The sequence below is a fragment of the Nocardia sp. 2TAF39 genome (assembly GCF_052114905.1).
GTDB lineage: Bacteria > Actinomycetota > Actinomycetes > Mycobacteriales > Mycobacteriaceae > Nocardia.
The window spans coordinates 880-26,188 of sequence record NZ_JBFRFQ010000061.1; the positions used below are offsets into that span (position 1 = coordinate 880).

Annotated in this window: 1 protein-coding gene (cut by a window edge); it reads left to right on the forward strand. The window is 67.6% G+C overall.

Translation table 11 applies throughout. The features are described from left to right. Positions 1 to 25,309: part of a hypothetical protein coding region (locus tag AB4Z47_RS27575; RefSeq protein ID WP_441955089.1), annotated on the forward strand (this coding region is incomplete at its 3' end). Its footprint extends 8,436 nt past the window's final position; the window shows 25,309 of its 33,745 annotated nt.

Below are 25,309 nucleotides of genomic sequence, written 5' to 3' on the forward strand. Positions count from 1 at the left end.
GTGGGACCACTCCTGGTGGAGCAGGTCCTGGAACACAACTCACTGGCGCACTATCGGGAACAGGGACGGCTCCTGATCGAGAGCCCAAGCAACGGCAGTGTGAACCGACAGATCTCACACCGGCTGGGCGGCCTCACCTACAACTGCTTCCAGGAAGCGGCCAGGAAGGCCTTGGAGCGGGCGATCGCGGGGCGGATCCGCCACCTCGGTATCACCGACCCGGACAACGACCCGGTCATCGCCCACCTGCGGGAACGGCTGCAGCTGATCGAATTGTACGGGGTGCAGGAAGCCGGGATCACCGGTGAATTCGGTGCCTGGCTGGCCGGAGCGAGCTGGGATCCAGCCGGATACAACGGTTTCGACGCAATGCGCGACGCGGTGCCTGAGGGCGGGGTGATGATCGGCTCGGTGGCGTTCGACGGCTTCCAGTACGCGGGCGCGGTCGGCTCGCACGCGGTTGAACTCTACCGGGAGAGCGGCCGGGTCATGGTCGTCGACGGCGACCGGCCTCCGGTGGACTTCGAGGTGTGGCGCAAGGGGTTGTCCGGGGTGGTCGGCTGGCACGGCATCGTCCTGAACGCCGACGGGACCCCAGCGCACCAGCTCGACGAGAACGGCGCCACCCGCGGCGAGGCCGGCAAAGCCTACGCGGTCTCGAAAATGGGCGCGCGGATGCCCACCGGACCGCCCAATCTGCTCACCGACGGCGTGATCAGGCCGGAATCGGCACTGGCGCGACTGGTGCAAGAATCCGAGACCCTAACGCGAAGTTGGAGCAACGCCGTCAAGGCCTTACTCCGCGAGTACGACCGCCGGCTGCAGAACACCAGCGAGCGGCGGGTCCAGGAAATGCTGGAACAGTTGCTGGAGCCGAGTTCGGGGGAGCGCGCGCAGTGGTACCGCAAACTCGCCGAGGAACGCGAGAAACTGGCGGCGCGGGCCGAGATATCGATCGCGGTACTGGAAAACGAACTGCTTGTCGACCAGGAACTCGCGAACCTGCAGGCACTGACCGGTAAGTCCCAGGACCTGCGCGACGCGGAACGAGAATTCCGGTGGCGTCATGAAACCACCCAGTTGCTGCACCAGATCGACCGCGCTCAACGACGCACCCGAGACATCCCCGAGCTGCAGCGGCTGCTGGCCAATGCCCGAATCAGTGACGACCCCGATCGGTTCCAGGACCTGGTGGCCCGCGCGCAGCGGCTCGAGGAGCTTGCCGGGGATCTGAACCTGTCCAATCGGGAGTGGCCGACGTGGCCGAGCCGGCCGAATTCGCCACAGCGGACCGACCTGGAAACGGCCGGGATGTTGTTGGGCGCCCTACTGGACGACGGCACCAACCCGCGGGATCTATCGTTCACGCAGCTGGATGAGCTGGCCGAAGTCCCCGACAACGCCGACGAGCTCACCCGCGAACGGGCCCGGCTGGCAGCGGATTTCCGGGATCTGCGGCACTTGGAAGAGTGGTCCCGGGAATTCGAGGAGCGGGCGGCGACCACCCGGATGCTCGACAGCCTGCTCGACAGCGGGCTGGCGGAGGCGGTTCGTGACCCGGCACAGTGTCCCCCGGCACGGCGCGGCGAGCTGCCCGCCGAACTGGTCCGGGCCCGGCGTGCCGCCGTCGCCGACCACATGCGATACCGGTATGGCGACTCGAGCGAGGCGGCCGCCCCGGATCCCGCCGTGGTGCGCGCTGAACGCGACAACCTGGTTGTTGGGCGTCCGACCTTGCTCGCGCAGGTCGAGGCGCTGTTCCGGAGCATGGGCCTCAGCATGCCCGGCGCCGCCGACCTGTACAGCCGATTCCGGGAAACGATGCGGGAATTGCGGGATGCGGGTGCCGACAGGCAGCAGCTGCAGCTCGTGGAACGGCTGCGCAGCGTCGACGAAGCGATCCGGAAGCGCGAGGAGTTCCTGGCCGCAACCGAGCGAATCGATCGGCTGACCGTGCTGTCGGGGGATCTTCGCGGGGTGCAGACCGAAAGTGCCAGGTCGGCAACAAGATTCAACGACAATATCCGTGAGCTGGAGCTTGCCCTGTGGCGCGCGAACCAACGCGACGGTTGGCAGGCGCGGGTGCCGCGCCGAATCGTCGAGCTGCTCGGCTTCTCGGATCGCGGCAGTGACGCCTGGGTCGCCGAACTTGCGGAGTACCGGCAGCAGCTCGAGTCGGAACAGGCGAACCCCGACCACGTCTGGATCCTGCCCGAGGTTGCCGGACTGCTCGCGGCCGCGCAGCTCCGCCGGGACCGGGGCCGAGATGTCGGTGCGCTGCAGCAGCGGATACAACGGCTCGACGAGGTGGCGGGCCGGCTGCGACGCGCTCGTGCGGAACTGGCGGAACTCACCGAACGCATGCGGGAACCGATCGCCGACGTCGAACAGATGTTCGCCGATGCCGCCCGCACTGCCGAACTTTCGGTTCGGACAATCGAACTCGACCGGGAACTGGGCGTGGGGTTGATTCAGGTCACGACCGTTCTCGACCGGCACCGGCAGGCTGACATCCTGGAGGGCGGCCCCGCGGTCACCGCTCCGGTTGATGGGATGGGCTCCCGACCCCCGCGCCGGCCTACCGAGCCACTCTCTGCCGGTGCGAGCGACGGTTCGACACAGCCGCAACGACCGACCGAACCTTCGGTTCTGCACCTGGTCGGAGGCACCCCGAAGCTGTGTGCGGCGGAAGGCACCTGGTTCGGCGCGAAAGTCCTCGGATTGCCGGTGGATCCGCTCTCGCTGTCCGACCGCGGGCGGCAGCTGTCGGGCACGAGGCCGAAAGAGCTGGCGCTGGCGGCCCGGGCGAAGTGGCAGCCGGGCGGGTTCTCCTCGCTGGAGGAGATGTATGTCATCGCCGAACGCGGCGGCGTGGTGTTCGGTGCGGTGGACTATGGCGACGCAGGCGCGCACCTGTTCGTGGTGTACCAGGGCAGCGACGGACATGTGCGGGTACATGAGCTGCTCGGCAACCAGGTGGTCGACATTCCGTTCGACGAACGGGACAAACCTGAAGGTCCGCTGTACGGCATCGTCTTCGACGAGCACAGGAAGCCGCTGCACCCGCTGGCTCCGGGCGAACAGCCGCCGGACAACCCGGGCAAGGACCACCCGGCCCGCAACCTGGGTGCGCGGTTCGACAACAGTCGACAGGAACCATTGTTCCGGCCGCCCGGCGACTCCGGCGGGGTGGTTGATCCGGCTCCGGAACTGGGACCCGCACTGGTGCGGCTGCGGCAGTACGCCGGTGTCCGGCGCCGGGAGCTGCAAGAGTCGTTGTCGCTGTTGTTCGGTGACCAGGATGAACAGTCGGAGTCGGAGCCGTCCCCGGATCCCGTCGCCGGGCTGCTGGCGGAGCAGTCGCCCGAGTACGACAGCTGGATATCCGAACGTGCCCAGGCGCGGGTACGGCTGAACGAGCAGATCACCGCGGCGGTGGCCGACCACGACCGGCGGACGGCACTGCTGTTGCCGGACAACCTGAACGACGAACTGTCGGTGCAGCAGGTGCTGGCCAACCTGGCGGAGTGGGCCGACAAGCCCTCGGCCGTGGCTGAGGCGGAAGAGTCTTTCCAAGGGCTGCACTGGGCGGTTTCCCGCATCAGCGAGATACGAAGGATGGCGTCGTGGGAGCGTCGGATCGACGGGGCGGACGACGGGCTACACGCGGCGCACGCTCGGCGCGACGACGGGGAGATCTCCGCCGAGGAATACGCCACGGCGGTCGCCGATTCGGTACGCCTGGACGACCTGGCCGGACAGCTGCTGGCGGAACTGCAGCGGGCACAGCAACCGGTGCCCGTGCCCACCATGCTCGGGCGGCCGTTCGACCTGGACGAATACCAGGTGAGCGTCGATGAACTGAGGTCCGTGCTCGGCGTGAACAAGCGCGCCGAACTGAACCTGGACCAGCGGCTGGCCGAGGCCGAGGAAAAATTGCGCAGGCGGCTGCGTCGCAAGGCGGTGCCCGACGACGACGAACTCGAACGGATCGTGGGCAACGTCCGGTCGGTGGAGACCCTGGAGATGGTCTACGCGGTCGCCGAGTTGCGTGTGCTGCGCGACACGATCGCGGAAACCGAGCAGCGCCTCTCCGGGATGCGGGAAGCCGCCGAAGCCTTCGATGCCGCCGTGGAGCTGGCCCGGATCCCGCGCACCGATCCGGGAATCACCGTGGCGGAGAGCGTGCTCCAGTTCGCCGCCAAGACCGCGACCGACCGGGACCGGTTCGCCGAGATGGCGCGGGAGGAGGCGCGCGAGCTCGCCGAGGTGACCCGGGGGCGGCTGGAGTTCGACCCGGACACCGCGTCGATGTACGAGTTGACCGCGGCACTGGGCGTCGTGCGGCAGGAGCTGGCCGACGCCGAGGGGATCCCGCTGTCCGATGTGACTCCGGAGCTGGTGCTGGCGGTACTCGGGCGCACGGACATCGGTCCTGCGACCGGCCCGGCCCGGATCCATTACTTGCTCGAGCAGCTGATCGCCAACACCGCTGAGGCCGGGCGGATGGCGAAGTGGGGATGGGGGCTGGATGCCTTGATTGCCGCGCGCCGACAGGCGCATGCGCAGCAGCAGGCCGCCGCCGAGCGGTACACGATGCTGCGGGAATCGAAGCGGATGCGGCAGTTGAAACAAGACGCCGTCATGCTGCGTGCCCGGCTGGAGCGCAATCCGGCTCCGGAAGCAGCGGATTCACCGGAGCTGGCGCGGGCGCTGCGGCTGCTGGACCGGTTGCGGTCGGCCGCGGAGGCCTACCGGTACTGGCAGGTGCAGTCGGCGCGGTTGGAAGCGCGACTGCGGCACCTCGACGACGCCGTCGGACACAGGAATGCGCTCCTGGTCGAATTTCTGCGTGGCTACGACGAGGTGGTCGCGGCGGCCGATCGCAACGGGATGAGTCTGAGTCAGCTCGGTGACGGACCGCGTTGGCCGGAACAGGTGCGCCGCCATCGCGACGAGGTGATCGCCGACGTCGTCGAGTGGTGGACCCAGGGGCAGCACAATACCCAGGATGCGGCCATGTCCCAGGCTCACGAGCTGGACAGATTGCTGCCGCGCGCCGAAGAGGTCCGTAACCTCGGCCGGCATCTCGACGATCTCGAGGGCCAGGTGGACCGCTACCTGACCGGGCAGACTGTGGACGACGTGTTCGCCGATGTGGCCGCCGGAGCCGGGCCTGCCCTGGCGGACTATCAGCACCCCAACACTGCGGAACAGCTCACGCCGCTGGGGTGGTTGTCGGCACACGAACTCAACCGGTGCGCGGTAGAAGTGCTCACCGACATCGCGGACTTCTACCCCGACCTCGACCTCGACCTGCTGCTGCATCGGCTCGGCGATGTCGGCGGAAACGGGACGCTGGTCAGCCAGGTCGAGTGGGCGCTGGGCGGATGGCCCGCACAGCAGCTGTCGGGTGTCGCCGACGCGGTGCGGACGCTGGATGTGTTCGCCGTGCAGCAGGAGCGGATCCGCCCCGGCGGCGGCAACGGCGTCGGGGTGCTGGTGTTCGTTCCCGGCGACAACGGCCTCGGCCACGCCTACTGGCTGGTGCGCATCGTCGACCCGGACAAGACGGTCCGCATCGAGCGCCGCGATGTCGGAATCGGCGTGATGGACCGTGATTTCACGGTGTCTCCGGACGATGTGGGCCGCCCGGTGCTGGGGCTGTTCCTGGACAACACGGGCCGGCCGAGTCCGGCGCGCCGAGCGGACGACACCCTTCCGCCGTTACGCCGCACCACCGAAGACTTCCGGGTCGGCACGATGATGGCTGAACCGCCGCCGTATGTCGAGCCGCGACCGGTGCTGCCGGAATGGCTGGCCCGGCCGCCGGGGGCGGGGATCGAAGACACGGGTGAGTGGCAGGAATTCCTGAGCCGGGTCGGTCCGATTGCGGAGGGCATTCTCGCCGGGCGGGCTCCGCAGCAGAGCGCGCAGGAACGCTGGCAGCTGATAGTGCAGACGGCGGCCGAGGAGATGTACCGCGCACATCTCGCGGGCGCAACGACGCTGTCGGATTCGCTGCTGGACAAGGTGAACCGGGCCCGCCTGGAACACGCGCGGCAGGAGTTGCTGCAACAGGAGACCACTCCCGAGAACGTGGCGCGGTTGGCCGAGCTGGACGCCTGGGTGGACCGGTTGACCGTTGCGGAACGGGTGGCATCCCAGCTGCCTGGGCACCCCCCGGTGCACCTGCTCGCGGTCGGGGTCCCCGAGGCGCCGGGGCCGACGGTGCTCGGGTTCGGTGAACTGCAGGAAGCGGACTCGGTGGCGGTGCACATCGATGCCGCGGCAGAGCCGAGCTCGGTGGAGCACACCGACGGTGCGGATTCCGGTCTGCAGCGGGCACTGAACGAGATGATCCAGTCGAAGGCCGCGCTGCTGTGGTACGCACCCGCGGTTGATCACGATCTCGACCCCGAGTTGGCCGACAACATGAGCGAGCTGTTGGCAGACGACATCGGCGATGCCGTGGGCAGCCGGGCACCCGGGCAGGCCGCGCAGCTGCATCTGGTCGTCGACAGTGCCCAGGGCAGAGCGATCGCGGCGACCGCGGATTCCGATGGGTTGCTGTCTGAATATGAGGTCGATATTCGGGAAGCCGACCCGTATGAGGCGAACTTCGTGCGGAAGCCACCGCTGGCCGGTGCCGACGAACACCTCATTCGCACCGCGTTGCAGTGGGCCGGGTTCGACGTAGCCGGTCGCGACCTCGAGACCGTGTTGCGGGACATGCTGTTGTCCCCGGACGACGACCTCGCTATGGCACGCACGCGGGGCGAGCGCAACGAGGCGGCCTGGCGACAGTGGCCGCAGTTCGTCCGGGATCTGCTGTCCGAGCGCTTCCCGCACATCCTGGCCGAAGCCCCTGGGCTGCCGCCCGGGGTGTGCGACGTGGCCGGGCAGCTGGTGCTGGGCGAGCAGTTCGAACAGGCGATCGACGATGCCGGTGCCCGGATGCTGGCGGGCGAGAACCACGGCGAGCTCAGTGACCGGGCAGAGGGCTTGGCACAGATGCGCGCCACTTTGGCGGAAGCGGCGGAGTTCAGTCGGGAGCACGGATTCGGGCCGGTGTATCGGTTGTCGCACGGCTACACCGCCGACGGCCGGCTGCGGCTGACCGTCGCTTTCGGCAACCCGGACACCGCGGCTCGGGTGCACCGAATGGTGTTCAACCTCCCGCAGATGTCCTTGGAGCTGTGGGGCATGAGTCCGGCGGACCGGATGGTGTCGAACCACCTGCGGACGTCCTCGGGAGTACTCCCCGGTGCAGGTCTGGCGTACCTGAATGTAAACCTGATCCACGACGGGCAGCCGGACACCGCAGTGATCGTGGACTTCGTCGAAACCGCGCTGATCGCACCGACCGACGAGATCCCCACCGAGATTCTCGGACACGATGCCGGGTCGGCGGTGATCGACGGTGACGACTTCGCCCGCACCGTGGCCGCGCAGAACGCCGCGGCGCGGCAACGTGATCCGTACGGTCGCCGTCCCGCCAACCACCTGCACAGTCAGCTGGCTCCGGACACCGTCGAACATGCCAGGGCCCGGCTGGGTGATGAAATCGATTCGGTGACAACAGGTCTCCAAGAGACCGGCTGGTACCGCAATCCGAACTGGGCGGTCGAGCTCGAACTCGCCCGGGCACGGCGTAACCGTGATCTTTTCGGTGCACAACTGGTCGAGATGGGCGCCACTTTCCGCGGGTTCGACGGGGAACCGGTGGTGATCGATCCGGAGCAGCTGACGCCTGCGGCGCTGCTGACCACCATCCGACAGCTGGCGCAGACGGCGGACGGAGTCGACGAGGACAGCAGGCGGCTGCTGTTGGGGCAGGCGTTCGACTGGTTGTTCGCGGATGCGAAAGTGCGCCACCATGAGCGATACCTGGCCGCCAGATCGGACCCGGACCACTGGCAGCTGCCCGACCCGGAGGCGAAGCGTGCGCATGTCGCAGCGGTGTCGGGGAACCTGGCCTCGGTGCGCCGGCTGCACGACCGGTTCCGGGAGCTGAACGTCGAGGCCGGATTGTCGCAGCCGGAGAATCTGGCCCCGGAGGAGTTGCCGGATCTGTTCGCGGCCCTGGCGATGCGGGTGGACGACGATGTGCTGTCCGAGCTGTTGGTGTTGCTGGAGTCGGTCCCGGAATGGACCGCGCAGGAGGCCGAGGCCGGCTACTTCCGGGGCAACACCCCGGTGAACGCGCTCACGATGCTCGGCAACAAATTCCTGATGGCGGACTACGAGCGGGCTGAAGTCGAACGGCAAGTCGCGGAGCGGACGTCGGCCGCCTCGGCCTTCGACCCGCTGAAGCTGCAGGCACACCGGCTCGAGCGTGCCCGGCAGCATCGGGAGTTGGCCCGCGAACTCGGGGAGCTTCCCGCCGAGCTGGATCCCAACAGGGTGCGCGAGGCGTTGTCGGAGCTGTCCCCGCGGCTAGGTGAGCTGGCCCGCGAGCTAGGGGTGTCCACGGCGTCGGTGGATCCGGACACCGTGCGCGAGGCACTGTCCGAACTGTCTTCACAGCAGCGTGAACTGGCCGACCGATACCTGGGGTACCTGGAGACCTGGGAGCGGGTCTTCTACATCGAGGCCTATCACCGGGAGAACAGCGACTACCAGTGGCTGCTGGACCGGGTCCGTCGGCTGGAGGAACAGTTCGAGGAGCGCCACGCCGCCTTGGCCCTGGCCGGGGACGAGGTCGATCCGGAGACCGTACACGACGAGTTCGACGCCAGGATGGACGAGATCCTGGCCGAAGTCGCGGCGCGCTATGCGCCGGTCGAGCCGACCGCTGTGCCGCCGCGCGATGTCGTCCCGCACCAGGACAATCCGCCGTTGTGCGCACGGTACGGCGTCGGTGCGCTACTGGACTTCCAGGTCGCCCGCGGGGCACTGGAGCAGCGCCCACCCGGGTTGGACAATGTCGAGCCCGGTCTCGACGGCTTCGCCGAGATCCAGGTTGTCCGTGCGGTACAAGGTGACTGGCAGAAATTCCGGTCGCTGCCGGACCTGGTGAAGCACATCCGCCTGCACGGTGGTGCGGCCGCGGGTGCGATGGTGTTCGAGCACGCGGGCCCGATCGGGGGGCACATGTTCGAGATCGAGGACATCGGAGAAGTCGACGCCGACGGGCACTACCGGGTGGTGGTGCGCGAGTGGGTCGACGGCGAGCTGCGGACTTTCGAAGACCATGAGATCGAGGCCTGGATCCAGGAGCGAGAAGGGCCGGAGCGCGACAATATCCTGCAGGTGCACGGCATCCTCGCGGATGTCGCCGGGCACATCGTGATTCCGTTCGTGGAAGGTGACCACCGGATCGCCTATGACGAGGACATCCCGCATGTGGCTCTGGGCAGGCTGCCGGGCTTCGACCGGGGTCCGCCGAAACCGGCGTGGTTGCAGAAGGTGTTCGGGCGACTGAACGCCGGTGCCCGGAAGCTGTTGCTCGCCGAAGCGGACGGGCAGGTGCCGGCGTTCGATGACAATCTGGTGCGGTTGCGGCGGCGGAAGCAGTGGCGCTACCTGGAGTTGGTCGAGTCCCTGAACGAGGGGTTGGCTGATGACCAGTTGACCGCAGCGGATCTGATCGACCGTACTTCGACCGCAAGGTCGGCGTGGCAGGAGCAAGTGCGTCGCTCCGGGGAGCGGATCGGCATCACTGCGGAGATGCTGGCCGACCCCGACCCCCAGCGTGTTCCGCTGGAACTGGCGCTGCGCAGCGAACAATCGCCGCAAGAGTGGGTCACCCGGTTCACTGCTGTCCACAACCTGTTGCGGATGGCTGACGAGGCTGTGGAAGCCGATCGTTGGGTCCGGCGCATCGACGCTCAGGAAGAGCAGTTCTACCGGATTTTCGCAGCACAAGAACAGGATTCGGCCCTCGCGAACCATTTCTTCGACCTGCAGGACGGTTTGAACGAGCTCGGCAGCGTGGCCGGATCAATCAATTTCACCGAGGGATATCCGGACCAGCACGGCGCGCTGCTCGACGCGACGGAGGAATTCGAAAGGCATCCGCTCAACCGGGCTGAGCGGATGCCCGCCGGCCCGCAGTTGGGTGGTAACGGACTGCACCGGATGGGACTTCAGGCCTGGGCCGAGCAGCGGAGGTTGCGCACGGTCCTGAGCAGGCAGGACCCGGCGTTGGGTATCGGTTTGGCCTTCCAGATCTCCCCGGAGACGCTGGGGCCGGGCGAGCTGAAGCGGTTGCGCAAGCTGCGCGGCAAACAGGGTGGGGCAGAGCTGGAGTCGGCGATCGGGCGCGTCGAGGGCTTTCTTGCCGCGGCGAACCGCGCTACCGCCATCGAGTCGTTGCAAACGCAGTACCGCTCGACGCGCGCCCGGCTGGCTGCGGTGCGGGAGACGATTGCGGATCGACAGCAATCGTTGGCGGAGCTCTACCGGGAAAGGGACATCCGGTTCTCGGACGATCTAGCCGAGCTGCAGGCCCAACTGCAGCAGTTGTATTCCGAGGGTCGCCGGCCCGGCTGGATGGCCACAGAATGGTCTGACCGCAGGCTCGCGCTGCGCGAGTTGGGCGAGTTGGTCGCCGAGGGCCGCCGCCATCAGCTGCGGGTCGACCGGCTGGAACGCGCTGCCGCCCGGTTGGAGACGCTGGCTGCCGAACGTGAGAGGCTGGCCGGTCTGCGCGTCCCGGACCGTGAATCGGTCCGGCGCGAACAGCAGTTGGCGCGCATCGACCAGGAACTGTCCGATGGGTTGACCGCGGCACTGCACGACTTGGACGCTTCGCCGAAGCGAGTCACCGGCCCGGGCGCAGACATGGACATGCACCTGCACGGCGTCGGTCCGGCGCACACTCGTCCCGGCCAATGCCTCATGGACGTCACGCGGGACTCCTGGGCGCGTGTGGGTGGGCCGATACCGGACACTGTGCAAGACCCGGAAACCGGGGAAGATGTCATCGCCCCCGAGAACGGGGTGAGCGGCCGGCGGGTGCAGGGGGTGACCAAGGCGGGCTGGCACATCCCCGGTTTCGGCAACCTGAAGAAGCTGCGCAGGTTCGTGAAGGACAACGGCGGCGCGGTGATCGCGGTGCTGTTCTTCGAAGGGATCACCAACCCCGACCAGGTCGGCGGGCACGCGATCGGCGTGAAGCTGGTTGGGGACAAGGTGGTGGTCCACGAATACGGCGAAGACATCGACTTCGATGAATGGCTGAAAACCCGAGCACCCAAGGGAATTGCCCGGGTTGAGGGCATGTGGCTGAAACCCGGCGTGAACGGCCGTCCTGGGCAGGCCGAACATCCGGTGACCGACGATGCCGAATCGTTGGCGGTGCAAGGCCTGGACTACCAGGATGTCCGCGTCGCCGGAACGCCGGTGTGGGATGGGCAGGGCGCTATCTGGCGAAACGACGGGGTCGCCACCGAGGATCTGAATCCGCATGCGGTGTGGCGATGGCGGGGCGCGATCGCGGAAAGGGTGTTCGCGGGGGCCGACGAGGTGGACGGAATCCGGTTCCAGGTGAGCGTGGACCGGGTGTATACCACCGACACCGGCCTGGCGGTCGGGTTGACGCTGCGGCTGCCCGAGGGAAGCACAACCCGGGTCGTGGTGGAGCTGAGCGAGTACGACGGGAAGATCACCGCGAGCTACCGACGAGTCGGAGCGGGTGCCGACAGTCCGCACATGCTGCCGGTGATGCAGCGGTTGCATGAGCGGATCGGCACCTGGCTGGCCCGATCGGATAGCGGCTGGGCACCGCAGACCACCGCGCCCACACGGCGGCTGGTGATACCCGACACCTGGCGGCGGGGGGAATTCGACGCGGCTCACGAGCGCGAGGTGACGTTCCGGGTGGGCAGCACCGAGGTCGACAATATGCGCACTCGCAGTGAGATAGCGAGCTGGCTGGGCCAGCAGATGCCCGGCTGGTCGGTGTGGCGGATCCGTCGCGTGCTGCGCGAGTTCGAGAATGTCCGCACCGATATGCGTCACAGCGGCGGCGGTGATCTTCGGGTGACCCTGCAAGCCGGACCGGGGCGGGTGCGGATAACCCTGTCGGACAACAGCAGTGCGCTGGTCCCCACTCCGGTGCACGCGCCGGGGAACAACCGCTGGTTCCGGTCTGCGGTCCAGCAGACGAACACCGGTCGGATGGCGCTGTTCGAGCTCGCCCCGGGATCGGTCGAACTGCTCCCGATCGTGCAGGAGGCGCTGCACGGCACCGGGTACTCCTCGGTGGAGGACCTGATCACCGGGTTCGACCCTCGTCGGGAGGCGAACAGTGTCGAGGATGCCCGCAAGGTCGGCCATATCGTCGCCGAGCTGTGGCAGGCCGCGAATGACGCCGGACGACGAGACGAATTGCTGCGGTGGCATCCGGCGCTGCGGTTTGCCGTCGGTGCTCTACCGGTGGACGTGCTGCACCCCGGAGTCGAGCGGAACCGGCAGCGGCGGCTGGACCGGGCGCGGGCGGTTCCCGAGGCGGACCGTTCCGAGGAACAGAAACAACTGGTGCGGCAGTTGGGGGTCGCCGGCGCGTTCACCGCGCAGGTGGTGGAAACCACCGAGAGCAGGGTGCCCGAGCTGCGGGTGCGGTTGTTGTCGGGTGAGCACCTGCCGGACGAGAATCGGGCTGGGAACCCGGTCACAGTCGGCGGGCGGTACCAGATCCGCATGGCGGTCGGCGATGTCGAGAACGCCGAGAACATGATCCACTATCAGGCGGGCTCGGTGTCCGACTATTCGAAGGTCGGGCAGACCACGGCCGAGGCTGTCGCGTATCTGCGGCAGAAGCAGCAAGAGTTGTCGGGTTCGGTGGCGATAGTGGTGACCGTTGACTACGACTTCGCCACCGAGGAGTCCCCGGGGGACCGGTGGGTGGACGTTTTGGACACCCGGGAACGGCAGGACGCAGAGCACCTGGCCCAGCACGTGGCCTTGACGAATGCTGCCTTCGAAACCCGCAACGACGGACGCGGGCGGACGGTGCTGCTGGCCGGTCGCGGCAGTGGCAGCCATGTTGTCACCGAGGCTGTCCGACGGACCGATGTGGCTGAGGAGGTCAGCGAAGTCGATGCCCCGGCGTGGGATCCGGGGGCAGAGATCCGACCGCTCACCCCGGGACAGATGACGATGGCCGACGAGCTGGCGGCGAAGTTGCGGGCATTGGGAACCGAAGCCAGTGCCTGGCAGCTGTTGTCGGTCTTGAAGGAGGGCTTCAGTTCCCAGGATCTGGCGTTGGTCGCTCAGGCCCATCCACAGCTGATCGCGAATTTGTCGGGTGTGCCGATGCGGGCCCGGCAGCTCGCCGCGCTGCCCGGGCATCTCGCCGAGCAGCTGCTGGTTTCCATGCAGGCAGATATGGAGCGCAGGGCCGACGGTGTGGTGCAACCGGAAACCGCGGAGCGGCTGAACAGGCGCAACGGTATCGATCGCGCCTTGCGCGGGTTGCAGCGCACCGCCGCGCGGTTGCCGGGTGCACCGGAAGCAGTGATATTGCACCAGGACGGTGCGCTGGTCGGCATCGGTGATGTCGACAATGCCACCCATCTCGAGGTCTACGTGGTGCTCACCGACGACAGTGCGGTGCCGGATTGGGCACTGCAGCAGTCGGCCGACGCATACCAGCAGAGGCGGTCACAACTGAACCGCGGCGGAGCCGAGGTGCCGCCGCGTTTGGCCTCGCTGATCTGCCGTGGCGCCAGCCTGCGACAGGTGATCGACACACTCACCCCGGTTTTCGAAGCCCAGGCGGTGACGGCCATGCAGGCCGAAGTGTCCTGGAAGATCGCGAGCAAGGACCTCGTGCGGGACCTCCCGGTCCTCGACGTCTATACGCAGCGCACACTGAATCAGCCCGAACCCGCGTTCGCGGAAAATCTGCTGCGGATGGCCGTGCATTCGGCACGCAGCCGCGCGCAGTTTCTGGTCTGGCTGCGCGTGGAGATGCTGCTCGACGGGCGGTCGGACTGGTACGGACTGTTGTTGCCGGGCCCTGGACGCGAGGAACTTCAGCGGCTCTACGACGATGCCCGTAACGATCTCGCCAGGCTCCTGGCCACGGAACGGCTTGCTGCGAACGCCGAAGCCCGGGAGTTGCAGGCAGAGACGAAGCGGCTGTCCGCGATGTTGACCGATCGGTTGCTCGCGGAACAAGAATTGCGTGACCTGCGTGAGCGTGCCGATCGAGAGTCGGAAACACCGGAACTGCGCAAGGCACGTTTGCAGTTCCGGCGCTACATGGACATGACCGGATACGTTGCCGACCTCGTTCGACACGAGACCCGGATCGAGAATTATCTCGCGGTGGACGAGGGGCTGCGCAAAGCCGAGCAACGCGCGGACGAGGGCCTGGACGCCGACGCCGACTTCGACCTGCTGGCCTGGAACACCAAAGACCTGGCCGGTCTGGCAGCGAAACTCGGTGATGCCGAATGGGCCGTCGGCACACTGGAACCCGGTGAGGCGGAGCTGCTGCGTGCCAACGGCCAGGATCCGGGTGCGCTGGATCTGAGCCGTCACCTGGTGGCCGAGTGGGAGCAGCAGCTCGAGGTGGAGCTGATCTTCAGCGAGGACCCGCAGGCTCGGCAGCGGGCCGAGCAGCTGCAGCGACTGTTGGCCATCGCCGAGCGGGAACATGCGCGGGAAGCCACCAGGCTGACCTTGCGCAGCCTTTTCGAGAGCCGGTTGGCCGAGCTGGCCGATCAGGCTCGGAAACAGCGCGCCGGACAGCGGGTCCAACTCGGGGAGAATGTGCGCGGACTGCTCACCGAGTCGAGTGCGGCAGCGGCGCAACGGGATTTCCCGCACACGTTCCAACCGCAGCTGAACCCGCGCAACCTGACCAGGCACGAGTTCGAGACCTGGCAGCGGCACCGCGATGACATCACCGAACAGCTCACGGTCTGGTTGGGCCTGGACCGCGACGCGCTACCCCCGAGCCGGGTGGAAGCCGAACATGCGCAGCTGATCAACGAACTGCGGCGCCGCGGGCACGGACCGCAAGCCCGGCAGCAGGTGCGGGAATTGCGCAGGCTGAATGCCTTCCTTCGACATGTCACCGAATACCGGGTCGCATTCGTTCGGACCGAACGGATCAAGAAGCTGGGCGATCAACTGGCGGCCGGGCAACGCCGGTTGGTGGAGGCCAAGAAACATTTTGTCGCCCAGCGGACGCGACTGGTCCGAGACTCGCACGAAGACGCGGAATATTTGCGCTGGGGCGAGGACACCCTCGCCCAGCTGCACGAGCGGTTGACCGTCGAGACCCCGCCCCGCATCGACCCGCACTGGCGGCGGGAACGGCTGTATCTCATGGTCAGGTTTGTCGAGTACCACGACCGGCTGCGTGCGCAGTTCCGGGCGCTGGTTGAGCAGAACCGACTCCTGGACGAATTGATCGAGCAGCGCAACGAGGCGGTGGACGCGGGGGGCTTCGCCGCCGCAGCACAGCTCGACCTGCGCATCGACGCCGAACTGCGCCGGGCCGTTCGGCTTCCGCTCGACGATGCCCCACCGGCGCAGGCGCAGCCGGCTCCCACCGACGGTGTCGGTCGGATGCCACGGACCGGGCCCACCGACGGCCGGATGCCGCTGGGTGGACCGTCGTCCGCTCCGGCATCCGACGGTGTCTCGAGTTGGGGACAGCCGAACGAGGCGCAGAACGCACACCAATTCGACGACGTCCCGAAGCTCTGCGCCGCCGACTCGATGTGGTTCATGTCCACAGTTCTGGGGGTGCAGGACATCGAGCTGCCGTCTTTGTCGGACACCGCGATCCGGACGGGCGGTATGTGGCCGACCGACATCGCACACCGGCTGAAGGCAAAGTGGCACGAGGGCGGCTTCACCGACCTGGACTCGATGCGCAGGCGAGCCGCCCGCGGTGAGATCGTGTTCGGCACGGTCACCCACGGCCCGTCCGGAGCACACGCGTTTGTGCTGTACCGCAGGCCGGATGGCACTGTGTGGGTGCATGAACGCAAGGGCAGCGAGATTGTCGACAAGCCGTTCACCAAGTGGGACAAGCCGGTCGGTCAGTTCCACGGCATCGTCTTCGAAGCCGGCAAGCCGCCGACCCCCGAACACGCGCTGGAGCCGGGCGATTCGCCGGGCGAGCCGGTGCGCGACATGCCCGCGGTGCCGGTGTCCGGTGCTCCGCCACCGGATCCCGGAAAGTCGGCCGAGCGGCGCAGGCTGGTGGATGCTGCGCTGGAAAAGGTCGGGCTGCTGGATGTGGGACAGCTGGTCGTTTCCCGCGACGCCCCGCCTGCCGAGGTGCGGGAGAAAGCGCTGCTGGCCACTACGTTCTGGCAGCGGATGACCGATGCCGAGCGCATCGCGTTCCGGGACGAGTACCCGCGGCGCTTCGCCGCGCTGGACACCGTGCCCAGTGCCTGGCTGGATCAGCACAACCGGAACCGGTTGGAACGGGAATACGACGAGCTGTCGCTGCGGGCAGCCGAGCTGAACGACGACGACAAGGCCCGTTACCAGGAGCTGGCCGCGATCCGGGAGGCTTGGACAGCAGCCAGGGACGCAGCGATTCGCACCGGTGTTCCGGTGTTCCTGCTGTCGTACCCGGAAAAGGACAGCACCACGCCGGGTGAAATGGTGCTGCTGGTCGGGGACCGGCAGCTGTTCGCGCAGCACGAGATCCGGCTGCTTCCCGGGCGACTGGACGATGCTGCGGACTTGCCTGCCGCGGCGAAGGAAGTCGCCGAGTTCGCGCTTGCCGAGCATGGGTCCGAGCGTCCGACCTCGACACATGTGACATTGCGCTATGGGGATGCTGCCCCCGGGATCGCCGCGGCGGCCGATGGTCTGGTGCGCCGGGTCAGTGCCGACGATGCGGTGCGCACCGGCTCGGTCACCGTGGAGGTCGTGGCGCACGGCGACGGCCGCGAGGTCTGGGCAGCCGCTGCGGACCGATTGCTGGGCAACGGTGTCGATGCGGTGCGGGCGCCCGATGCGGCGCCCACACGCCGGGTATCGGACGCTGCGGCGCCGACACCGCAGGCCCCACAAGGCGTTCCCACAACGGGTGTGCCGCGGCTGGGGCGGCACCCGATTGCCGAGCAGGCAGCTTCGGTCGAGCCGACGCAGCCGTTGGTGCAGCATTGGCTCGGTACCGATATGGACATGCTGCGCCGCGCCGGCGTGACGGGTTTCCGTGGGGGCTTCGACGACCTGCTGATGTCGCTGCTCGACGATCCGTCCTCGGAGGCGCGGAACGATCACGTGGCCAGATCTGCGCGCCTGCCGGAGCTGGAATGGCTGCAGCGGGCGCTATACCAGGTGCAGGAACGTGCTGATCATGGTTTGGTGGCCGAGGGCGACTTGGATCGTCTGCGGCGAGAATTGGATCAACTGCGCCGCGCGGCCGCAGAGATCAACAACGACGAGATGTTGTTGCAGCGCACCGAAGAAGACGAGTTGACCGCCGCGGCGGTACGCCTGAACCTGGAGCGTAACTACGCCCGATTCGACAACCGCCTGGATCGGGTGCTGCGGACCCTGACCGCGTTGGGTGCGCGTAGCGACATCAGCAACGATCCGGTGGTCGGGGTGGGCACCGGGCTGACCGAGCTGGCGATCGACTATGCCCAGCGCTACACCGAGTTGCGGGCCCGTTCGCAACTGTCCGGCCGGTTCTACGCCGGTGCGCAGCAGATCACCGAAGACCTGAACGCTATGGTCCGGCGCCGTCCGCAGCGGGCACGGGATCTGGCACGGCTGTTTGGTATTCGGGCCGAGCAGCTGACGCCGGACGAGGTTGTGCGGCTGGCCGACCGGTTGCGGCGCCACGGCGATCTGCCTGCCCGGGTCGATGCCGTCCGTGAGCTGCAGATGCTGGATGAGAGTCTGGAGATCCTGCCGGAGCTGGTCGAGGTGGTGCGCCGGCTGACCAGCATCGGCAGTCTGGAAGCCGCGCTGAGCCAGACCCAGGCGCGGATAGAGGTCATACGCGAGCTGGAGTTGCTGCAGCGTGGGTTAGGGCAGGACGCCGCCGCTGCCGAACTCGCGCAGCGACTGCAGCAGCTGACTCTACGTCTGACCGCCCTGCAGGAGCTGGCCGCCAGGTTCGACACCATTGCCGGCGAGCGGGTGCGAGTGCAGGGCAACCACGACACCGCCACCCGCGCCATCATCGAATCCGGGATGGCGACGGAAGCTCCGTGGGTTGCCGTGGAAGCCGGTCGCACCGCGAAAGCTGGTGCGGCGTTCGAGCAGATCCGGGCCGCGGTGGCGGCGACGCTCGGCGAGGTCTTGGCCGAGGCCGGCGTGTCGATCGTGGACCTGACCCCGGGGCGGGCTCTGGAACTGGGTGGGCCGCACCTGTTCGGGAACCGGGAATTCTTCGAGCTGAATGAGGATTTCAGCCGCTGGCAGCGGGTACTCGAGGCTTCCTTCGCGGTCGACACCGCGACCGAACAACTCGCCCGCATCGACCGGGCGCTGACCACCGATCTCGGCAGTCAGCTGGAGCTGCGATTGCGCGAAGACCGGCCCGCCGACATCACCGATTTCCAGGTTCCGGACAGCGGATTGCGCCGGCAGCTGCAGGGCGAGCAGGACCCCGATACCGGGGTCGGCGCCGAGATCGACTCGATGACCGACCGCAACGACCAGCCCTCGTTCGCGAATCCGGACCGGGAGATCCGGCACACGCTCGCCGAATTGCACCGCAGCCGCGCGGAACTGCGCACCGCTGTCGCGGCACTGGCCGTCGAACTGAGGATCGACGAAGCGCTGGGTGAGTTCGACACGGCGGAATTGGCGTTCGACCGGTTGCCGGTCACGCTGCAGCGGTTGTCGGACCAGGCGGGCGGCGCAGTAGACCAGAGCACGCTGCTGGGCCTGTTCGAGCGGGCGACTCGGCTGGCGGAGGTGAACACCCGGATCCTCGGGCTGGAGCGGCACCTGTCCGGCGAGCGTGGACCGGAGCACTGGAACCGGTCGCAACCGGACGCGGCCCGGGAGCTGGTGTCGGTCTACGCCCGTCGCCACGCTCAGGCAGCGGCGTTGCTGGAAGCGGTCGAAGACCTGGCGCAGCGAGTCTTCCGGGAGAACCCGAGCCGGTTGCGGAGCCTGCGGCTGCACCTGGACGATGCCGACCCGCAACGGATCTCGTATCTGCTGTCGGTTATCGCGGCAGACGTGGTCGGGCGGCCGAACGCCGAGCGGGTCCTGGCCCGGATCGCCGAACTGGTGCAGCTGCTGTCGCAGTGGGAAGTCATGGATGCGGAAATCGCCTTCCTGCAACGTCAGGCGAACCTGCCCGCGGTCACCACCCTGACCGACGCGCTGGACCGAACCCTGCGCGAACTGCGCAACGCGCAGCGTGATCTCGCCGAATTCGGCGAACCCGATCAGCTCGCACAGCCGCGGGCGCTGCGCCGGGCGCGCACCGAACGCGGCAGGCTGTTCCGGGAGTTGGCAGATGAGTTCACCGCCCGGTTCCGGGGAACCTCCGACGAGTTGACCGCGGCTGCGATGACCGTCGCCGCGATCATGGCACGGGTCGAACAACTTCCGCCGACCGACAGCCTGCGCCGGACAGCGGAGCGCTACCGCGCCCAGTACCGGCGGACCGCGGCGATCGAGACCTTCGCCCAGATCGACAGCCGCTACCGGTGGCTGCTGGCTCAGGCACAGGCCCTGGACACGCACGCCCGCAATGGCGACGACGTGCGGGTGCACGCCGTGCTGGACGACATCACCGCGCAATTCGAGGCGGTGCCGGCGACCGCTCTGCCGGAAACGGGGGCTACCGGCGGGGACAGTCGGGCCGCAACGATCCCCGGGCTTGCGGGCGAGGTGCACAACCAGTGTGCGCAGGCGGTCAACGACCTGGTGGAGTTCCGGCAGCGGCACGGCAAGCTGCCGCAGGGATGGCCGAGGCTCTCCGTGGCACCGGGGCTGGCCGGGGCGCTGCAGTCCGACGTCGCCGAAGTCGCCGATGCCGACTGGCAGGAACTGCCCGCGTCGCTGGAGGCCATTGTCCGGCAGGTGAAACGACACGGCGGTGCGATCGCGGCCGCGCTGCGCTGGCACCACAACGGCCGCGCAGGCGAGCACATGATCGAGGTGGAAAACAACGATGGCGTGCTGACCGTGCACGAATATGTCGACGGCGTGAAGCACACCCACCGCGGCGCCGAGGACGTGCGGCAATGGTTGCAGGGCATGCGGGACCTGCGCATCCTGCGGATTCGCGGCATCGTCGTCGACGCCGAGGGGGATGCGGCGATTCCGTTCGTGAAAAACGAACGCCTTGTGGCCGACGGTGCCGCACCGGAAGGCTTCCTGGGGAACATGCCCCGTGACGACCAGCATTACAACGGGCCAGACGCTCGCAACCGCGCGGATTTGGCGATGCTGTTGGACAACGCCCCGAACCCGACCAGGGAATCCGAGCTGGAAGATGTCGCGGCCGCCACCGGCAGCCTGGACCACGCCGCCGAGCGTGCCGGTGTCGCTCCGGTCCGGTTGGTGGACTTCGACAATTCCAGCGAGTTCCTCCGCGTCCACCGAGCCCCGGATGCCCACGGACGAGTGATCTTCCAGGTCGGCGCGGACCCGGCCACGGCGGACCGGGTGATCGGTTACGTAGTCGACACCGTGCACCGGCCGGAGCAGATCTATGCTGTACTGCGCACGGCTGCCGAGTTCGCCGGATTCGAATCTCTCACCGGAGAAGGCACGGTATCGGTCCTCATCGTCTACCGGCATGCCCCGGACAGCGCCGCACACCCGCGCGCCGACCACACCGTCGATCTGGTGGCCGGCGATGCCCAGGCTTTGATCACAGAACTCACCGGGATCCAGGAGGCTCGTCCGGCGGTCAGGATGGAGCTGGTCGGCATCGGTGACGGGGTCGAGGTTGTCCGCGCCGTCCGCGCCGAGCTGGGTAACCGGATCGCTGTCGTGCAGGAAGAACCCGAGGACCCCTACGCTCAGCCGTTCTTCACAGTCCCGGAACATGTTCCGCTGGAGGAAGGGCAAGACGAGAAGCTGGCTCGGCTGCGCGCGCTGTTCGCAGCGCGGGATCTCGCGGCGATCGATATCGTCAGGATCTGGCAGCGGCTGTCGTATGCCGAGCAAGAGCTGTTGGTGCAGTACGCCGGCGACGTGCTCGCCGAGCTGGACAGCATCAGCGAAACCGGCCGCGCCGAGGCTGTGAGCTTCTGGCTGGCCGCTCTGCTGCAGGATCCAGAGGCGGATCTGCCGCGGGTGCGGGCCTTCGTTGCGGAAATGTTCCGGCTGGCTCGACAGATCGAAGATGTGTGGGACGCCGATCCGCTCGACATGCCGATGGTGGTCCGCGCGCTGGCGGTGCCGACCGGAGACGACCACCGGTCCCTGGTGCTGTTCGGAGACCCGGGATATCGGACAGAGATCACCGTCTACGTCACCGCGGGCGAACCGACCCCAGGGTTGCTACGCACCGGTGTGGACCAGGCGTTCGCCGAGTTCGAAACCCGGCTCGCCGACGGTGGAGTCGACGGGCAGGCGTTCGCAGTCTGGCAGGGAGAGGGGGCGGAGCAGCTGGCTGCCGACCTGAACCGGATGCGGGAACCCGGCACCAGGATCCGCATCGTCACCGACCCCGGCATGGACGGGTTCGTGCAACGGGCATTGGACACGGCAGTGCTGAGGGAGTCCGGTGCCGAGTTCGTCTGGGAGCCGAATACGGCGGAGTCCGAGCGCGCCGCAACGGACGCGGCCTTCCACGCACTGATGGCCCAGGAGTTCACCGATACCGATAGCGTTCCCGGGCAACCCGGCGAACTGGCGGTGATGCGGGCCGAGGTGCGCCGGGATCCCGACCGCCGACACAGGGAAAACCTCGCCGCGCTGGACCGTGAGCTGAATAGTCCTGCTGCGGACATGGATTCACCACGGAAAGCCGAACTGCAAGCGGTGGAACGGGTCTGGAATCAGATCGGCCTGCGGACCGGCGACCAAGGCGTCGGGCTGGTCCGGCTGCTGAGATTCGACCGGGACGACCGGGCGGGTGACCGGGGTCGGATGGTGTTCGAGTTCGGCAATGCGGCCGAGGCGGACACCGTGCTCGGGTATGTCGCCGAAACCGAAACCGACCTGGCACTGTTGCTGGAGCAGCCGGACAAGATCATCGACCTGGTCGACGCCAACCGGATCCGCAACGGCTCGGTCGCGGTGCTCGTCATGCTGCGCAGCGATTCGGATCAGTCCCCGCGCGGGCGGGCGCCGCACCAGCTCGACCTCGACGCAGCCGATGCGGACGTGCTGGTGCAGGAGTTGAACGACCTGCTTGTCACCCGTTCGAGCAGCGGCACCCCGCCGCAGATCGAACTCGTCGGCAGCGGCGACGGTTTCGCAGTGGTCGAGTTCGTGGCCGACCGGCTCGGGGATGCCGTGGTGGACATGTTCGAGGTGCCCGACCGGCAAAACTCCGTGCCGGAGATGTTCGCCCCGAACGGGTTCGAACCGTTGGATCCACAATGGCAACAACAGACCGAGGCATTGCGCGGTAAGTTCGCACCGGATCTTGACCCAGTTACCGCGCTCCAGTTGTGGCAGCGCCATACGGCGCGCGACCGGGGACTGCTCTGCGTCGGGGTGCCCGATTTCGTGGCGAACCTGGATGGACTGGCCGGACCGGAGCGGGCCCTCGCGGTGATGCACACGGTGGCGGCACGGCTGCACAATCCGGCGATCGATCCGGTGGAAGCCGCTCGCCTGCGGGCTTTCGCCGCCGAATTGGATCGCGCCCGTCGCCGCATGGGGGAGCGACGGGACTCTTCCTTGCCGGAGATCATGCCGTTGGCGCTGCCGGTGCAGCAGGGACCGCGGGCTCGATCGTTCGTGGCGTCCGGCCGGGTGGAAAACGCCCAAGAGATCACGGTGTTCGTCACCGCGACCGAACCGACCCCGGAAGCGCTGCGGACCGGACTGCACGAGGTGTACCGCCACCTCGTCGACGAAGGTTTGATGCACGAACAGCAGACGAACCTGTTGTGGCAGGGCGCCGACCCGCGGCAGTTGGCCCACGACCTGACAAGTCTGGCCATGGCCCGCCCCGAGCTGCGGATCCGGGTGGTGACCCGGGAAGACGCCGACCGGGAACTGCTGGTCCCGGCACTGGCCGACAACCGGGTGGAGTTACACCGGCTCCAGTTCACCCCCGACTCGAGGGTCGCAGGCCGGCTGGAACAGCACCTTGCGGATGGGCGCGAAGAGTCGGATGGGGTGCGACTGCCGGATATCCGCTCCGGTGTGCTCCTCTTCGGTGACCAGGAGCCCCTCCGACAGGTGCTGGCGCTGCTGCCCACAAACCTGGATGCGGTCAAGGTGCGGGCAGAAACGTTGTGGCTCAGCCTGTTCGGCACTGCGACGAAGATCGACGCGGACACCTTCGAATCCAACTGGCGCACGCTCAGCCGTGAGCAGCGCTGGCTGCTTACCGAAGGTGCGCCGGACAAGCTCGGCCAACAGCCCGGTGCCCCGGCACGGTGGCGCGATCGCGCCAACCGGATGCTGCTGACCCAGCGCATCGACGAGCTGCAGCAGCAGCAGTGGTACGGCGGCTACCTCGGCATCGACGAGCAGGCCGAACTGGCGCGGCTGCAAAAGTGGTACTACGTGTTGCAGCACGCCGAAGCGAAAGCCACCACCCTGCCCGGCCACCCCCCGGTGCATCTGCTGGCGTTCGGGTCGACGGATGAGGGCCGGCGGGGGCGGCTGATTATCGCGTTCAACGACGTGGACAAGGCGAGCCGGATCCGGACCACGGTCGCGGGTTGGCTGTCGAATCGACACCCGAACCGGGGAATCGACTACACCGCAGAGAGTTTCGATCTGAGCGGGACCGGAGCGTCGATTGCCTACTACGCATCGGATGACCCGGACACGGCAATCGGACTGCTCGCGGCAAGCGACCCGGAAGCCACGGCGGCCGACGCACTGCTCGCCGACCTGGAAGACATGCTGGCGGTGCAGCGCCAATATCGGACGGTATCGCTGGGCCTGCCGATGGCCGCAGTCGAAGTGGACGCGTTCTCGACCGGTTGGGGCGTCCACGGCACCGCCTGGAACCGGGCGGGCGTGCTGTCGAACGACATCACCGTCACCTGGGCGCCGACCACCGTGGAAGCCGGCGACGGCGCGACCGGGTACCAGATGCCGGACACCGAGTTCCAGGCGCTGCTGGATCAGCTGCTCGAAGGCGAGGACGCCAACTGCACCACCGACACCGCGCACGCTCAACGCGAGCAGTGGCGAGACCTGGAACTGCCCGTGCCGACGGAGGTCGGCACCTCCGGTCGCACCCCGCAGGAATACGCGAAACTGATTCAACTCGGTTGGTCGGAAACAGAATTCGTCACCGACGACGAATCGACAGCGCACGACAAGATCGACGACGAACTACGTGCGATGGGTATCGGCGCCTGGGCCTTCGTGGTCGACGAACACGCCCACTTCGACCCGCACAAGCCGGACGCTGTCGGCGCGCACACTCACATCCGCTTCGTCGACACCGATGGCAAGGTGAAAGTCCGCGACCGCAAACCACAACCGCCCGGACGCCACACCCGGCACCGCCCGAACACCATCGAGATCCGTGAGACCGTCCGCGGTCAGGAGATGGAAGGCGTCCTGCGCACTTACGCCGCCTTCCGCGGCGCCGACGGCACCGCGGTCGTCGAATACAACGAAACCACCGCGAACCCGCTGGGCGAAGGGCGGCGGGTCAACATCGGGCGGCAGCCGAATCCGCCTGCGGTGGAAGCTGACTTGGCGGCGGCCAGAAACCGTGACCCAGCGGCGTTCGCCAGGTTGCGGGACCGATTCGGGGGAATGATCTTCCTCGAATTGGCGGGTGCGCGACCGGATCGCCGGCTGATTCCCTTGGTGCAGCAGATCAACATCGAGCTGTTCGAGTACGCCGAACAAGAGCGGTGGCCGGTCCCGGCGGGGATGGATGTCAGGCAGTGGCTGCGTGAGGAGGCTCGCCGCATAGCGGAGCGCGTCAAGTTCGAGCGCATCCGCGCCGGAATGCTAGCTGCTTTGCGCGAGCGTGAGATCCCGCAGTCGGACCCCGCCTACCAAGTCCTGGAACGGACGGGCAGTGCCGTGTTGCAGCGGCAGTTCGACGCGATGACCACCGCGCATCAGGAATGGCTGTCGAACCGGTTCTGGCTCGGTAAGGGCCGTGCCGAAGTAGCGGAGAACGAGCTGCTTTCCGATTTGTCGGAAGAAGAAGTCGCGAACTACGAGAACCGAATCGTGAACCGGCTGATCGGCAACGTTACCGCGGACTTGGCTCTGCCGGAGTCGAATTACGAAC